This is a genomic window from Hyalangium sp. (assembly GCF_045802625.1).
In the GTDB taxonomy this organism is placed as follows: Bacteria; Myxococcota; Myxococcia; order Myxococcales; family Myxococcaceae; genus Hyalangium.
In genome coordinates this window covers 30,759-45,793 of sequence record NZ_JBJMQP010000059.1, presented here as the reverse complement: position 1 = coordinate 45,793, position 15,035 = coordinate 30,759, and the positions used below count along the sequence as shown (strand labels likewise).

Sequence of the window (15,035 nt, the reverse complement as noted above, 5' to 3'; positions counted from 1 at the left end):
CTCCTCCTGCGCTCACTGCGCGCGCTCGGCGAGCAGCTGTTCGATCTCCGTCTGGTACTTCTGGAGGAACTCCTCCGCGAAGCCCTCGTGGACGAAGCGCGCCACGCCCCGCCGGTCCACGATGAAGGTGGTGGGCATCATCTTCACCCCCAGCGTCTTCTCCGCCACGGCCGCGTTGACGTCCACGAGGATGGGCAGGTCCACCTTCATCTCCTTCAGGAAGGGGGGGATGGCGCGCTCGTCCTCATCCACGTTCATCGCGTACACCTTGAGGCCGCGCTTGCCGTACTCCTTGGCGAGCTGCTCGTAGAGCGGCAGCGCGTCCCGGCACGGCTCGCACCACGTGGCCCACACGTCCAGCAGCACCACGCTGCCGCGATCGCTGGCCACGTTGTACGCCGCGCCGTCCGGGTAGCGCTTCACCTGGAAGCTCAGCGGCCCGCTCAGGGGGCTGTGCGTCTCACCCTGCTCGGCCGCCGTGGGCGCCATGGGCGCGGCCCTGTCTCCCGCGACGAGCGGTGGCAGCTCGTGGTTCTGCGCGCAGCCAGCCAGCCCCAGAAACACGAGCGCCCCGAGGAACGTACGCATGGACTACCCCTCCCCTGCCCGGGCCTTGAGCGCCGCGAGCAGCTTGTCGATGAAGCCCCCGAAGGAGCCGTTGCTCATCACCAGCAGCACGTCTCCGCGCTGGGCCTCGCGCGCCACGCGCTCCACGAGCGCGGGCACCTCCGTCGAGGAGTCCGCCTGGATGCCCTGGGCCTTGAGCGCCTCGCACACCCGAGGCACGTCCAGCTCCTCGCTGAGGGGCACCTTGTCGTGGTGCTCGGGCACCTTGAGGCTGGCCCGGGTGGCGCCGGTGAAGGCGTGGGCGTAGTCCTCCTGGTGGATGTTGCGGCGGCTGGTGTTGGAGCGCGGCTCGAAGATGGCCCACAGCCGCCGCTCCGGGTAGCGGTGGCGGATGGCGGCGATCGTCTCTCGCACCGCCGTGGGGTGGTGGGCGAAGTCGTCCACCACGAGGATGCCGCCCAGCTCGCCGCGCACCTCCTGGCGCCGCTTCACCCCGCGGAAGCTGGCCAGCCCCTGGGCGATCTCCTCGAAGGACAGGCCCAGGCCACGCGCGGCGGCGATGACGCTCAGCGCGTTCTCCACGTTGTGCGCGCCGGAGAGCTGCATCTTCGCCGTGCCGAGCACCGCGCCGCGCTCCACCACCTCGAAGCGCGCGCCCTCGGGGCCGAAGGAGATGTTGCGCGGCGTGTAGTCCGCCGTGGCGCCCTCCTTGCCCACGTACGTCACCACCTTGGCCTTCGAGAGCCCGGCGATGCGCACCGCGTTGGGGTACGCCGCGCAGACGACGAGCTGGCCGTCGGCGGGCACCAGCTTCACGAACTTCTCGAAGGTGGACTCGTAGTGCGGCAGATCCTTGAAGATGTCCGCGTGGTCGAACTCCACGCTGGTGAGGATGGCCGTGCGCGGCTGGTAGTGGAGGAACTTGGAGCCCTTGTCCCAGTACGAGGTGTCGTACTCGTCCCCCTCCACGACGAAGTGCGGGCCTTTGCCCACGCGGTAGTTGCCCGAGTAGTTCTGCGTCACCCCGCCCACGAGGAAGGATGGATCCTTGCCGGCCTCCACGAGCACATGGGCCATCAGCGAGGAGGTGGTCGTCTTGCCGTGGGTGCCGGCCACCACCACCGAGTGGGCGCGCTTGAGGAACAGCGAGCCGAGCGCCGCCGGGAAGCTCATCTGCGCAATGCGGCGGGTGCGCACCTCGGTGGCCTCGGGGTTCACCCGGCGGATGACGTTGCCGATGATGACGAGGTCCGGCTTCGCCGCGTCCAGGTTCTCGGGGCGGTACGGGGTGAGCACGGGGATGGCCCACGCCTTGAGCATGTCGCTCATGGGCGGGTAGACGTTCTCATCGCTGCCGGTGACTTCGTAGCCGGCGGCCTTGAGCATGCCCGCGAACGAGCCCATGCCGGTGCCCGCCACGCCCACCAGGTGGATGCGGCGCGCGGCGCCGGGCTCGATGGTCTCCAGGACGTTTCCGTTGTCGTCAGCCATGATTCCTTTGAGTCAGTTCTTGGGGTCGGCGATCCCGAGCACCTCGACCACGAGATCATGGAAGAAGGGGCGGAAGTCGCGGATGCGCAGTTCCTTGCGGCCGTGGGCCACGCGGTTGGTGACCAGCGCCACCACGAGCGCGCGGCGCAGGTCCACCCAGAGGCTGGTGCCGGTGAAGCCCAGGTGCCCCACGGCGCCCGGCGGCGTGTTGCCGATGAAGTGGCCCGCGCTCGAGTTCTCCACCGAGGGCGAGTCGAAGCCCATGCAGCGCGTGCCCGCGAGGATCGGATCCACGGTGAGCAGCCGGTGCCACAGCGGCCCGGGAGCAATCGCGGGGCTGCCGGCGCACCCGTCCAGCACGGCCTGACCGAAGCGAGCCATGTCCACCGCGGTGCCGAAGAGGCCCGCATGGCCGCTCACGCCGTCCATGACCCAGGCGTTGTCGTCATCCACCTCGCCGGGAGGGCTGGGGCGCGTGGGCAGCTCGCCCCACATCTGCTCCTGGCCGGGAGCGGGCTCGCGAGGGCGCGTGGAGCCGGAGGGAGCGACCGGGCCGTCCGTGGGTAGCTCGGAGAGACGGTGGAAGCGCGCGCCGAGGCCCAGGGGCTCGGCGATGTACTGGTTGAAGAGGAAGTCCAGGGGCTTGCCAGCGGCGCGGGAGAGGATCTCCCCGAGGAGGATGAAGCCCACGTCGCTGTAGGCGGTGCGGGTGCGCGCCGGAGCGGCCAGCGGCGTCCGCGCGGCGGCCTGAACCACTGCCTCGCGGACCCGGGCGCGGGTGGCTGGAGGACAGGCCGGGTCGAGCAACTCCGGAGTAGAGGTGAGCGCCTGGGCGAAGAACGGGACGAAGGGCGGCAGGCCGGAGCGGTGGTAGAGCAGATCCGCCACGGTGACGCCGGCCTCGCCCACCGGAGTGCCGGGGAAGAAGCGCGCCACTTGCGTCTCCGGGCCGGCCTTGCCCTCGGTCCACAGGCGCAGGAAGAGCGCGGTGGTGCAGAGCACCTTGGTCACCGAGGCGAGATCAAACCGCATGTCTCCGGTGGCCGCGCCCGCCACGCCGCCGAACACCTGGATGCCTCGGTGGAGCACCACGGCCTGGGCGGCCGGGAAGAGGCCAAAGCCCACCGCCTCGTCGAGCACCGCCTGGAGATGAGCCACGGGAGCCGTGCTCATTCGCGCACCGCTCCTTCGAGGAAGGTGAGGCGTGCGTCGCCGGCCTCCAGGCGCACGGAGGTGCCGAGCGGAACCGGGTAGTTCAGGGTGCCGTGGCCGATGGGGAAGCCCGCGGCGCAGGGCAGCCGGGTCTCCTCCGCCAGCGAGCGGAGCACCTCCGCGCTGGTGTACGGAGCGTTCTTCTCGTCGCAGTCGGTGAAGTCGCCGAGGACGATGCCGCGCACGCGCTCGAAGACGCCCGCGAGCCGCAGGTGGGTCCACATGCGGTCCAGGCGGTAGGGGCGCTCGCCGATGTCCTCGAGCAGGAGCACGGCGCCCTCCAGCGAGGGCATGTACGGAGTGCCGAGCAATCGGGTGACGAGGGACAGGTTGCCGCCCATCAGCGGGCCCTCGGCGACGCCGGGGACGTAGGTGGCGGAGCCGGTGAGCGGGGCGGGCGGCTCGGGGGACTCGAGGAGGCGGAAGAGGCGCTCCTGGACATCCGCGGGCTGCTTGCCGAACTGGGTGAGCACAGGGCCATGAATGGAGACCCGGCCGCGAGCCTGGAGCGCGAGGTGGAGCGCGGTGATGTCCGAGAAGCCCACGAGCAGGGTGGAGGCCATGTCCGCGAGCGGCAACTCCGGCAGGAGCCGCATGCTCCCGTAGCCCCCGCGAGCGCAGAAGATGGCGCGAGCGCGCGAGTCCAGCAGGGCCCGGGAGAGCTCCTCACGGCGGCGGCGGTCATCTCCGGCGAGGTAGCGCCAAGCCTCGAAGAGATCGGGGCCGTACTGGGGCGAGTACCGCTGCGCGATGAGGGCGAGGCCCGCCTCGAACCCGGGCCGATCGAAGGGGCCAGCGGGGGCGACGACGTGGACGGAGTCCCGGGGACGGAGGAGGAGCGGCTTCTGCCAGCGCACGGGCGCCTTCATAGCACCGAGCGCGGAGGGGGGACGGGACTTCGGAGGAGCCATGGGAGCAAGCGTCTAAAACCCTCCTCCCCGCGCCTCTCCTACCCCGAGCGTTCGAGCACCGCCGCGAAGAAGGCATCAGTCCCCTGCCGGTGGGGGGCGCAAAGGAAGAACCCTTCCTGGAGACACTCGGGACGGAGCCACCCCGCCCCGGGAGTCACGAGCTGGTAGTCCGGCCGCTCTCGGAGGAAGCCAGCGACGAGCTCCTGGTTCTCGGCGCGGTTCACGGTGCACGTGGCGTAGACGAGGCGCCCGCCCGGGCGAACCAGGTCCGCCGCTCGGGCAAGCAGCTCGCGCTGGAGGGGGACGAACTCGGAGAGGACGGAAGGAGCCTTGAGGAAGCGGAGGTCCGGCCCGCGGCGCAGGGAGCCCAGCTCGGAGCACGGGGCATCCACGAGGACGCGGTCCACGGCTAGCCCCGAGGGAGGCGAGCGGAGCACGTGGACATTCGAGAGCCCCGCGCGGGAGCACCGCTGCATGAGCCGGTCGAGCCGCTCGGCGTCCGAGTCATAAGCGAGGAGCCGGCCCTGGTTCTCCATGGCCGCGCCGAGCAGGAGCGTCTTGCCCCCGGCGCCGGCACAGAGATCGAGCACGGCCTCGCGGGCCCGGGCCTCCACGAGCAGGCCGAGGAGCTGGCTGCCCTCGTCCTGGACCTCGAAGAGGCCCTGCTGGAGGGACGGGAGGCCATAGAGGTTGGGCCGAGGCCCCTCCACCTGGAGGGCGAGCGGGCTCCAGGAGCCGGGCCGGGTTTCCACGCCCTCGGAGCGCAGCCGCTGGGCGAGCGCCTCACGCGAGGTCCGCAGGGAGTTCACTCGCAGCGTGATGGGAGCTGGGACATTGAGGTAGGCACAGAAGTCCTCGGCCTCGGGGCCCCACTCGCGGGAGAAGTGGTCGGCGAGCCAATCCGGGAGGGAGGCTCGAAGGGCGAGCGACGGGGGCTGACCGGTGAGCAGCGAGGGAGGAGCCTCCACCCCGGCCAGAGCGGCAGCCTCGGCCTGGGGGAGGCCCGCGAGGCCATGGAGGAAGGCATAGAGAAGGAGCGAGGCGGGAGCGGCTGGCTGACCCAGCAGGTAGCCGAGCCGGCGGCGCCAGAGGCCGACGTTGAAGAGGGCCTCCTTGAGGGCCTGGCGCTGCTCCCGGGAGAGGGAGCGATGATCACGCAGGGTGCGATCCAGGACCCGCTCGGCGGGGGTGCCGGCCAGGACGAGGGCCAGGGCGGAGGTGGCGACGAGGGTGAGTCCAGCGAGGGCGGACCAGGGCTGGGAGCGTAGGCGAGCGAGCGGATCCAATCGATCTGTTGACAGGTGAGGCTCCGTTCTCTAGAAATCGTCCCCGTCGCAGCGACCCCGGTCGCGGCGGCGGACATATTCCCCGATAGCTCAGCTGGTAGAGCGGGTGACTGTTAATCACCATGTCCGTGGTTCGAGTCCACGTCGGGGAGCTACTTGGGCCAGCACGCGAGCACGCAGGCCTCTGGTTTTTTCGACAGCGGCCCTGAGGAGCAATCCTCGGGGCCGCTGGCTTTTTGCCAAAGAGTTCCGAGGGTTTTCGCCCTCCTCTCTCGTAGGACGTGCAGGGACAACCCAGGCGTAGAGAATCCGTCCAGCCCGCGAAGCGCGTCCGTCAGCAGCCCTAGCGCTCTCTCCACTGGCCAGCGGGGAGAGAGAAGCCAGAGCATTTAACGGCGGCGGGCCTTTGGGCGGAACGGAGCCGCTGACGTTTAACCGGCCACGGCATCCGCGCTCTCCATCGATGCCGCGAAGGGGCACAGCGCAGGCGCGCAGCCCCAGCACGGCGTTGTGCGCGCGGCGCAGGCGTCCCCTTGAGCCACACGGTTCGACTTCGAGCAGAACGCGTAGAGCGCCTGCTGCACGAACCTCGGCGAGTAACGTGGCAGGTCGGCTCGGAACTCGCGGAGGTCGATCTTCGCGGCCTGCTCGCGCACCCACCGCTCGCGCGCGTCGTAGGTCCGGGGCGCGCTCGGATCCTGAAGCGCGTCGGCCGCGCGTGCGACGTTCGTGTCGACCACGACCAGCTCGTTGCCGTCGACGGTCGGGAACCACGGCGTGAGCCCTGAAGCGAGCGCCGGCGTCGAGAGCGCGCTCACGAACATCGTCGCGAGTTTCCTCCCGACCCGGTGGATGCTGGCGAAGTGCTCGACGAGGAGCGCGGCCCGCTCTGTGGGTGACGACTCCACCTGGCACACGCGCTCCAGTAGCACGTTCACTCCGCCGCCCTTCCAGAACCGGAGCCATGCAGAGATCGGGAGCTTGCCCATGTCGCCCATGCGGTTGAAGACGACGGTGGCGTCCTTCACATGGCAAGGGGCGCCAGGGCAGGTCTCGCAATCCACACTCTCGCCCGTCTTCGTCACGTCGCAGCCCTTCTCGAACGCTTCGACGGAGCCAAGCGTCGGGCACGCGTGGCGCGTGGTGGCTCGCTTCACGAAGGCCACGTCGGCGACGATCCGCATCGACGCGCGCGGTAACGACCGCTGCTGGCGCATGATCACGACGTCGCGCAACGCCTGGTACATCGAGAGCGTGACGAAGAGGCGGAAGATGGCTGCGTCGGTGCCGGCCGCGAGCTCGTCAGGCGCGACCGCGAAGGCGCCCACACGCGCGGGGTCGCAGTAGAATGGGGCTGCCCATTCCTCGTGGCGCCCGAGGTACCATCGCACGGCGCCTCGGAGAGCCTCCTCCACGACTCAGCTCCCCAGGACCTTCATAGCGGCGGTCTTAGCGTCGCCAAAGAAGATCGGGTCGACATGCTCCATGATGTCGGCGCTTACGTCGAGGAAGTTCCGCTTGTTCTCGATGGGGATGAGGGCGCGCTTCGCGCCGTTGTCCTTCGCAACCTGGAGTGGCTCGGTAAGCGAGCGCAAGGGCTTGATGTTCCCTTGGACGCTCATGTCCCCGAGGATGAGGAGCGCGGGGCTCACGGGCGCCTTGCGCAGCGCCGAGTAGGCGGCGACGAAGAGGGCGACGCCGAGCTCGGCCTCGACGCGGTTGGCGAGTAGGTCGATGACCTCGACATGGAGATCGGAGACGTCGAGGTCGCGTGCGATGCCCAGCTCCGACTTCTTCGTCTGCAGAAAGCTGAAGGCGCGCTGGACGGACTCCTTCATCGCACCCGACACGCCGCCCGCAAGCTTCAACTTGCCCGTGCCGGTCGAGACGGAGACCTCGACGCGGTAGAGACCGACGGTGCCGTCGGAGGTGACACCCGCGCTGTAGACGGTGCCAGGGGCCAGCGGATCGGTGGAGATGAGGTCGCGGCCGCCTTGCTCGGGCACGCCGACGAACTTCTCCTCGCCGGTGTCCTGCAGCGTGTAGCTGAAGGACGTGTGGTAGTACTCGAAGGACCCCATCTTCTTAAGCTGTTCCTTCACGCGGCGGCGGCCTTCGATGGCCAGCTCGAGGAGCTCGCCGAGCTCCTCCTGCGTGACCTCGCCGTGCGGGAAGAGGATCTTCATCAGGCCCGAGACGGTCTTGCGCACCGCCTTGCGGTCGCGGGCGTTGAGGTGGGCGCCGAGCGAGAAGTGGCGGTCGATGATCTCGGTGAAGTTGTGCTTCCGCATCTCGCGGAGCGCCTCGGCGAGGTAGTCCACGACGAAGCCGTAGTGGCTCGTGAACATCTCGTTCCGCATCTTCGGGATCTCCCAACCCGGGAGGTAGAAGTGCATGCGGTCGATGAAGGCCATGTCGTCACGGATGATGTCGGGCATCGGCGCGAAGAGATGGCCAGTCTGCACCAGCACGTCGACGGGCTGGTTGGTGTTGCCGAACATCGCGATGCTCGCGTCGCCCGAGACTGCCTCCTGCCCGCGCTGGAAGGTGCCCGACTCGCAGTAGGTCTTCATTGTGGTGATGACCTCCTTCGGCATCTTCTGGAGGTCGGCGACCTCGTCGAATCCGACGACGTCCCAGATCTGCACCATGCCCTTCTGGCGGCCGTTCATGTGTCCGAAGAGATTGGCGACGGTGGTGCCGCCGGTGAGCAGCGCGGAGTACGGAGAGACCTCCTGGACAACGTAGCTCTTGCCCGTACCGCGCGGCCCGAGCTCGACGAGGTTGTAGTTCCGCTCCGCGAGCGGGATGAGGCGCACAAGGAAGAGCAGCTTCAGTCGCCGCGACATCTCGCTGGGCTCGTAGCCCATGCTGCGCATCATGAGATCGAGCCACTCATCGGTCGTGATCTCCCGCCGAACGCGGCGGTACTCCTCGAGGTCGAAGGTCGCGATCTGGATGGGCGTGAGCTTGTCGATCCAGAACGGGTTCCTGCCCTTCGACTCCTCGTCGTACTCGAAGCGCATGTCGACCTGCGCCCAGACGCCGCCCATGACGAGGCGCTCGTAGTCGCGCACGTAGTGCTCGGGCACGTGGACGTTCTTGTGGCCGAAGTTCGTGACCTCGGCCCAGTAGTCCGAGTCGACGAGGCGCACCTTCACCTTGTCGATAAAGGTGTGGCGTCCGCGGTCCTTCACCATCGCCTGCGCCTTCATCGACTCGTCGGAGCGGATGTAGTTGTTCGCGAGTGTGTCGTTGACGACCTGGAGTCCCATCTGGATCGCGACTTCGTCGCTCGACGCGCAATACTTCCCGAGGAGGAACTCGAGGACGAAGACCGGCACGTTGGCGCCGACCTTCACCTTTCGGACGAGATCCTTGCGCACCACCTTCCCGGCAAACAGGCGGTTGACCTTGTCGTCAAGCGCATCTCGTGTCGGGTTTGCTCCGTTGCTCATGGCTTACACTCCAAGTCGAACCGGGATGTCGGTAGGCGATCGGTAAAGCTCCGCGTCGGTCGTCGGGTCCTGCACCACGACGCGCAACGAGGCGACACTCTCGTCGCTCAGCAAGAAAGCGATGGTCACTGGCTTGTTCGGCTCGAGCTTCACAGTGCCGGTGGCCCGGTCGAACTGCGCGTCGACCGCCATGCCGACGGCACCGACCTGTTTGCCGGCCGCCATCAAGAGCGGCCGCACTTGGATCCCCGTCGCGCCGAGCATCATCTGCTTCGCGCCGTAAGTGAACGTGACGCTGAAGATGCGGTTGGTCACCGCCTCGGGCAGGCCGGTCGCTTCGATCGGCCCCGCCGAGGGACGCGCCGACTCGCGCGCCTTCGTGCGCACTGTCAGGACGGGGATCACCATCTCCTGCAGCGACGGTCCGCCGTGATGGAACGCGAGGTCGCCGCCTGCCTTGAAGACACCCAACGCCGCCGGGAAAACGGACTCGAGGTCGGACGCGTAGCCGAGCGCCGAGGCCTGCACGCGCACGCAGCCGGGAGGCGTCGCCCCGCCGCGCCCAATCCAGCAGCGCCGGTGCAGTTCCACCGTGTCGCCACCGGGCGCGTCGGTGCGCATCGATTCGTCACGGTCGTTGGCGAAGAACAGGTGGCCGTGGTCGGCACTGACGACAGCGTGCTCGATGCCCGCCGCCGCGAGCTTGCGGATCGCGCGCGCGAGGTTGTCTATGACGGTGTCCATCACCTGCCGTGCCTGGAACGTGAAGCCCGTCTCGCCGGCATGGTCGATCTCCTGCGAGCGGACGACGACGACCTGCGCTCCGTCGAGTTTCTTCGCCAGCTTCGAGGGCTGGAGGCTCAGCAGCTCGTCGAGCGCCACGTCGACCAGCTTCGGCACGCGCGCGGCGGCGAACTTCTTTCGGCTCGCGAGGTCCGGCAGGAAGGAGTCGTCGATGCGGGCGCCGAGCTTGCCGTTCTGCTCGACGACCGAGAAGCTCGCCGACGCTCCGGGCTGGAGCGCCGCCATTCCGATGGGCGTGATGCTGGGCAGCGCACCGACCGCCGCACGCACCGAAACCTCGGAGGTCTTCGGCAGGCGCTCGGCGAGCTCGACACCCATCTCGTAGCGCATCGCATCGACGAGGAAGTAGGCAACGGGCTTGGGCTTGTTGGCGACGACCTCGCTCCATATGCGCGTCTGGTGGAGCGCGCTGGACACGGTCCACCCGGCCTTGGCGAGCGCCTTGGTGAAGCCCTCGGCCATTGCATGGCACGCGTCCTCGTAGGCGCGCCGGACGACGCCGAGCGGGCGCTCCTCGGGCTCCTCGTCGAGGTTCGCGACCCAAGCCTCGAGCCGACGTTGCGCCTGGTCGAGACGGAACCAGCCCGCCCCATCCTTTCCTGGCGACACGTAGGCGTCGAGCCACGTGGCTGGATCTCCCGAGGTCTTGCTGACTGCCGCTTTCACTTGGACCGCCACGTTGCCCAGCTCGGCTATGCGCTGAGTGGCTTCCCACTGGGCCTTCCGACTCACGTCGCGGTCAAGCCAGAAGCTCTGCTCTCGCTCGGCGACGAGGGCGAGCGCGGACTCGAACATGCCGTTCGCGATGAGGTCACCTGCGTAACGGAGCAGCGCGCGCTCTTCGAAACGAAACGTGTCGATCGCTCCCAGTGCGCCGGGCGGGAGCTTCGCGTTCTTGAGCCCCAGCTCCTCCTCGACGCGATCGGCGAGCGCCGCGTAAGCGTCCGCATGGCCCGTGCGGAGGCGTCGCGCGAGCTCTCGCACGGCCGACTCTTCGTCCTTCGACGTAGGCTTAGGGACGCTGTCGAGCGACGCGGGCGCATCGTACGAGAGGTCGAGCCGAAACTCGCCTGCGAGCACGTAGCGCAGCGTGATGGCGCGCAGTTTCGAGAGCGGCGAGTCAGAGGCGAGGTCGAGCCCGAGGCGGGCCTTCACGAGCTTCGTCAACTCGCGTGTCGCCTCCTTCTCCACGATCTGCGCGTCGCGCGCGTCGCTCACGAGCCACGCCGTGAGCAGCCCGTCGTTGCCGCTGGCCTCGTGGAAGATGCTCTTCAAGATCGACGGCGGCTCGGCGCCCGAGTTGCCCGCGGCCGCGCGAGAGAGATCCTCGTAGGAGACCTTGCGGCCTCCGGGCAGCATCTCGTCGACGACGCCGAGCGTGTACTTCTGGAGGAGCACGTTCTTCGCGAGCTGCGCGAGCTGCGGCTCCCACGTCGTGCCGGCCTTCTCCAACTCCATCAGGGCGGAGGCACGGCGGTCGCGCCCGACGCCCGGGATGTAGACGACCACGGCAGACGGCGCGTCGCCGCTGACGTGCGGCTCGACGACCGCGCGCAGTTCGAACATCGAGCCCGCGTACTCGGCCAGGTGCGCGCTCGCGCCGCCGACAGCGATCGACACGGGGGCGCTTCCGGAACGCGCGCCGCCGCGCAGCTCGTCGACGAAGGCCCGAAACTCGCGACGCTCGTCGTACCAGACGACCACCCGGCGGGACTTGATCTTGTCGGCGAGCTGCTGCGCCACATAGTCGTGAAGCGGGTGCATCAGGTGTCTCCTCGCACGAGCTGTCCCTGCCGCCGAAGCTCGGACGCGATGAACGGGGCGCGGTACTCGAGGTGCGCAAGGTCGAAACCACCCGCCCCCGGACCGAGGTGGTAGCAGCGGACGTACTCCTCACGCTCCTGCACGCAGAGCCGGTGGTTCAGCACCGGGAGCGTCGCGTCGATGCGGTCCCACTCGGCCTCTGGGGCCGCGTCGCCACGTTCAACGTGCAGCGTGTTCAAGTTCAGCACGAACCAGCCCGGCCCGATGGAGAACGGATCGACCAGCGTGAGCAGCGCGCCCTTCTTGGAGTTGATGATCGCCGCGCACAGCCGGTAGTTCGCCCACTCGTAGACCTGGGTCCACGCATAGGATTTCGGCAGCACGTGATCGACCGTCGGATTGCCGGTCGCGTGATGGATGTACATCGCGAGGTATGCGCACCTCCGCTTGTACGCGACAAGCATCTCGGGGAGCGCCTCGCGCCAATACTCTGGGAACGCGTCGGCAGGGATGTCCTGCTCCTTGTCTGCGATCTTCTTCCGCTTCGGGCCCCGCCGCCTCAGACGCGGCTGGCGTCCGACCAGCTCGTCGATGGCAGACAGGCCGGGCTGCCGGACCTTCGCGTCGAACTCGGGAGGCTCTTTGGCCAACGCGACTGGGATCATGACTTCTTCTCCGCAGCGGCGGCCTTCTTGGCCTGCTCGACGAAGTAGTCCCATCGAACCCAGAAGGGATCGATGTCCGGCAGACCGGCCTCGCGGAGCTGCTTGTCGGCAGCTTCGATCTCCTCGAGCGAAGGGGCCTTTGCGCTCAGGACATCACGGGCGGCACGCACGGCCCGCTCGCCTTCGAGCGAACGTGGCTCCTTCAGGTCGAAGGCATCGCTGACCAGCCAGTTCCCGACCTCACCAAGGCGGACATACTCTCGCTTGCGAAGCTCGACCTGCCCGCCTTCGAGATCGAGGTCGAACCACGCGTCCTTCTCGACGTCGAAGAGCGGCTCTACCGATGCGAGCACCAGCGGTGAGTGCGTCGCGGCGATGAGTTGGACCGACGCCCCTTCATCCTCGGTCAGCGTCTGCACGACCTTCAGCAGCGCAGGTACGACGGCGCGTTGCCAGCGTGGGTGGAGGTGCGCCTCGATCTCATCGAATAGCATCACGACGCGGGATGACGGCTGCTGCCCGAGCTGCCTCGACGCGACGAGGTGCTCGCGCCAGGCCCACGAGAGCATGTACGCGAGCGCGGCGATGCGGCGGACGCCGAGCGAAGCGTAGAGGATGGGAACGTCCTGCCCGTAGCCCATGCGGACCGTGGGGATGTCGCGCGCGTCGTTGACCGACAGCCGCGCGAAGCTGTCACCCGGCTTCAGGCTGTCATCGCCCACGGTCGGAGCGAGAAGCGCGAGCACGGCCGCCATGCGCTTCGCGTCGTCCCTGCCTTCGCGAATCCAAGATGCCCAGTCGGCGACGAGACCATTGCTCACCTGAGTGGGCTTCCCATCGACCGAGAGTCGCAACCCGTCCCACACCTCCTTCGAGCTGAAGATGTAGGCGGGCAGCCGCTCTTGAACGTCGATGTTTCCTTGCTTCTTCCAGTAGTTCCGGGCCGGGTCCCAGACTGCGAAGCCGCCGTCGGCGAGCGCATAGATGACGAGCCCCGGATTCCACGGACGCCCGGCCTTGCCCTTCCACGCCTGCTCGTCGGCCACGTAAGGGCTCTCGTACTTCACACGTCCTGTCTTGCTCTCGACTTCGAACGCAATGGAGGCCCTCTTCGTGATGTCGGTGGGGCGCGCGGCGTAGCCCGACGTCAGGTTCGCGTTGAGGTCCTGCGGCCACTTCCGCGTGAGCGCCCACCAGGCCACGTCGAGCAAGAAGCTCTTGCCGAGGCCGTTGTCGCCCGTGATGAGGTTCAGCCGGGGCGCGAGCTCCAACTTCAGCTCGGGCGCGGGGCCGACGTTCTGGAGTTGGAGGGAATCAAGCATGGGCTTTGCCTTTCTTCGTCTTCTTGGCGTGGCCGGTCGCAGAGGGCGCTTCCAGCAGGCTCTGGAGCGCGGACTTCACGGCGGGCGAGGTGCGCTCGCGCACGAGTTCGTCGACACTGCGCGTGGGCGTCTTCAGGGCGGTCCACTTGCCGTCGGTTCCCTCGACCCAGAACACCTCCTCAAGGCCGTGGGCAATGGCGAGGCTCCGGTCCTTCGCGCACTTCGGCACCACGCGCTCGGGCCAGAGGTGCATGGCGAGGTGGGCCCAGTCGTACTTGCCCTCGCAGAGAGCGTCCCAGGTGGGCTTCAGCTCCTTCTGCCAAGCCTTGTGCTGCGGGACGAGCCTCCAGAGCGGCGCGAAGTTGATGATGACACCGTCGTCGAGATTGGGGCTCCAGAGCGGTGCGACGCGCTTCAGCTCGTCGAGGAACGCTCGCAGCTCATCGACGAAGGCTTCCTGCGCGGCGAGCGCCTTGCGCTGCGCAGTTGTCGCGCCGTCGCGCAGCTCACTGGTGAGCGACTCGAGGCGGCGCTCTTCGTGCGCGAGCTTCGGCGCGACGTAGTCGTTCTGCACGCGGAAGAGCGTGTCCTTGCTGAAGGCGTGGATGTAGAGCCAGACCGAGTAGCTCGCCGAAGGCGTCGCGAGCTGCCAGTAGATCGGCGCCTTGCGACGGCTCTTCGAGTACATTTTGATGTGCAGCGGGAAAAATTCGCGCGCCAGCCATCGGCGAATGGCGGACGGCAGTTCAACCGATACCCTTTCCGCCCAGCGAAGCACCTGCAAGGCAAGGTCGCTTCTGTGCCCCTCATCATCGACGAGCACGTCCAAGCGCTCCACGGGTTCCTCGCCTCGGGGATACATCCCCGGAGCTCTCTCGGGCAACGGATCGAAGGGCTCACGCACGAGAGGCAACGGACGCTCGCCGGTCGCGAGGCGAGGATCGAAACGCCCAAAAGCTACGCCGACGAGCCACGACAAGAGAGCATCGGTCCCGGTGCTCACAGGCGCACCACCCTCCCCAGCCTCCTCCTCGATGTCATCATCGGGAATGCCGCCATCGTTGTTCCCAGTTCCGCTGTTCGACGAGGCGTCGATCGCCGCACGATCATCAGCGCTGATGCCATATAGTTCAAAGGCGTGGTCGTCGATCTCTCGCTGAATTGCGGCAAGCTCAAGCGCGACAGCGCCATGCTTCACGCCAGTCACCCGTTCATTCAGCAGGGGCGGCAGCAGAAATGCGGTTGACGTCTCATGTGTCGTGTCGAGTGCCCGATTCAACTGCCAAGCGCGCTGGGCAAGGTCTGCCATGCGATCACGCGCAGGCCCCTCCACGACTGGCACCGGAATATCCTGGATCAGTCCCGCTTCGTACTGCACGCCGCCGACCTTCCCCGCAAAGAGACCGATGAGACTGTCGAACACGGAGGAATTGAAGAGACCGAGGCAGAACAACCGTTCCTCACGCGGCACGAAAGCCATCTTGCCTGCGACACTAAAGGCGCAGCCTTCGGGGACCTCTTGCGCGGAGAACCGGCTCCCCCGCAGTGGCCAAGT

The 15,035-nt window shown here is 67.9% G+C and carries 11 protein-coding genes and 1 tRNA gene; 1 reads left to right on the top strand and 11 read right to left on the bottom strand.

Features of this window, described 5'->3' with window-relative positions:
• Positions 1-12 precede the first annotated feature (12 nt).
• The 5 genes from ACJ8AT_RS12575 to ACJ8AT_RS12555 form a co-directional block, all read right to left on the bottom strand.
• On the bottom strand, positions 13-588 hold the full coding sequence (locus ACJ8AT_RS12575) for a TlpA family protein disulfide reductase (RefSeq protein ID WP_407737944.1): 576 nt from the start codon (positions 586-588) through the stop codon (positions 13-15).
• Positions 589-591: 3 nt separating this feature from the next.
• Complete coding sequence (gene mpl / locus ACJ8AT_RS12570; RefSeq protein ID WP_407737943.1) at positions 592-2,058, bottom strand: UDP-N-acetylmuramate:L-alanyl-gamma-D-glutamyl-meso-diaminopimelate ligase; 1,467 nt, start codon at positions 2,056-2,058, stop codon at positions 592-594.
• Positions 2,059-2,070: 12 nt separating this feature from the next.
• Positions 2,071-3,231 (bottom strand): serine hydrolase domain-containing protein, encoded by a 1,161-nt coding sequence (locus ACJ8AT_RS12565; protein WP_407737942.1) that lies wholly within the window; start codon positions 3,229-3,231, stop codon positions 2,071-2,073.
• The gene (locus tag ACJ8AT_RS12560) at positions 3,228-4,139 is read right to left on the bottom strand and encodes an LD-carboxypeptidase (RefSeq protein WP_407737985.1); all 912 of its coding nucleotides are present in this window, start codon (positions 4,137-4,139) and stop codon (positions 3,228-3,230) included. Before ACJ8AT_RS12560 ends, ACJ8AT_RS12565 begins: the two co-directional genes overlap by 4 nt.
• 80 nt (positions 4,140-4,219) lie before the next feature.
• Positions 4,220-5,467, bottom strand: coding sequence for an RsmB/NOP family class I SAM-dependent RNA methyltransferase (locus ACJ8AT_RS12555; RefSeq protein ID WP_407737941.1), 1,248 nt, complete (start codon positions 5,465-5,467; stop codon positions 4,220-4,222).
• A gap of 79 nt (positions 5,468-5,546) precedes the next feature.
• On the opposite strand from ACJ8AT_RS12555, the gene ACJ8AT_RS12550 reads away from it, so the two are divergent.
• Positions 5,547-5,619 (top strand) — tRNA-Asn (locus ACJ8AT_RS12550).
• 279 nt (positions 5,620-5,898) lie between these two features.
• Here ACJ8AT_RS12550 and ACJ8AT_RS12545 read toward each other — a convergent pair.
• The 6 genes from ACJ8AT_RS12545 to ACJ8AT_RS12520 all read right to left on the bottom strand — a co-directional run bounded on the left by ACJ8AT_RS12545 (position 5,899) and on the right by ACJ8AT_RS12520 (position 14,903).
• Positions 5,899-6,795, bottom strand: a complete 897-nt coding sequence (locus ACJ8AT_RS12545; protein ID WP_407737939.1) for a hypothetical protein — start codon at positions 6,793-6,795, stop codon at positions 5,899-5,901.
• 90 nt (positions 6,796-6,885) lie between these two features.
• Positions 6,886-8,925, bottom strand: a complete 2,040-nt coding sequence (gene brxL, locus ACJ8AT_RS12540; protein ID WP_407737938.1) for a protease Lon-related BREX system protein BrxL — start codon at positions 8,923-8,925, stop codon at positions 6,886-6,888.
• A 3-nt stretch (positions 8,926-8,928) separates the two neighbouring features.
• Positions 8,929-11,493, bottom strand: a complete 2,565-nt coding sequence (locus ACJ8AT_RS12535) for a PglZ domain-containing protein (protein WP_407737937.1) — start codon at positions 11,491-11,493, stop codon at positions 8,929-8,931.
• On the bottom strand, positions 11,493-12,158 hold the full coding sequence (locus ACJ8AT_RS12530) for a hypothetical protein (RefSeq protein WP_407737936.1): 666 nt from the start codon (positions 12,156-12,158) through the stop codon (positions 11,493-11,495). Before ACJ8AT_RS12530 ends, ACJ8AT_RS12535 begins: the two co-directional genes overlap by 1 nt.
• The gene (locus tag ACJ8AT_RS12525; protein WP_407737935.1) at positions 12,155-13,480 is read right to left on the bottom strand and encodes an AAA family ATPase; all 1,326 of its coding nucleotides are present in this window, start codon (positions 13,478-13,480) and stop codon (positions 12,155-12,157) included. The genes ACJ8AT_RS12530 and ACJ8AT_RS12525 overlap by 4 nt, the downstream gene beginning before the upstream one ends.
• Complete coding sequence (locus ACJ8AT_RS12520; protein WP_407737934.1) at positions 13,473-14,903, bottom strand: hypothetical protein; 1,431 nt, start codon at positions 14,901-14,903, stop codon at positions 13,473-13,475. The genes ACJ8AT_RS12525 and ACJ8AT_RS12520 overlap by 8 nt, the downstream gene beginning before the upstream one ends.
• Positions 14,904-15,035: the final 132 nt, after the last annotated feature.

Excerpts from the sequence above, each read along its gene's own strand:
- ACJ8AT_RS12575 (WP_407737944.1), bottom strand. The coding sequence starts at position 588 with ATGCGTACGTTCCTCGGGGCGCTCGTGTTTCTGGGGCTGGCTGGCTGC.
- mpl (WP_407737943.1), bottom strand. The coding sequence starts at position 2,058 with ATGGCTGACGACAACGGAAACGTCCTGGAGACCATCGAGCCCGGCGCC.
- ACJ8AT_RS12565 (WP_407737942.1), bottom strand. The coding sequence starts at position 3,231 with ATGAGCACGGCTCCCGTGGCTCATCTCCAGGCGGTGCTCGACGAGGCG.
- ACJ8AT_RS12560 (WP_407737985.1), bottom strand. The coding sequence starts at position 4,139 with ATGAAGGCGCCCGTGCGCTGGCAGAAGCCGCTCCTCCTCCGTCCCCGG.
- brxL (WP_407737938.1), bottom strand. The coding sequence starts at position 8,925 with ATGAGCAACGGAGCAAACCCGACACGAGATGCGCTTGACGACAAGGTC.
- ACJ8AT_RS12535 (WP_407737937.1), bottom strand. The coding sequence starts at position 11,493 with ATGCACCCGCTTCACGACTATGTGGCGCAGCAGCTCGCCGACAAGATC.
- ACJ8AT_RS12530 (WP_407737936.1), bottom strand. The coding sequence starts at position 12,158 with ATGATCCCAGTCGCGTTGGCCAAAGAGCCTCCCGAGTTCGACGCGAAG.
- ACJ8AT_RS12525 (WP_407737935.1), bottom strand. The coding sequence starts at position 13,480 with ATGCTTGATTCCCTCCAACTCCAGAACGTCGGCCCCGCGCCCGAGCTG.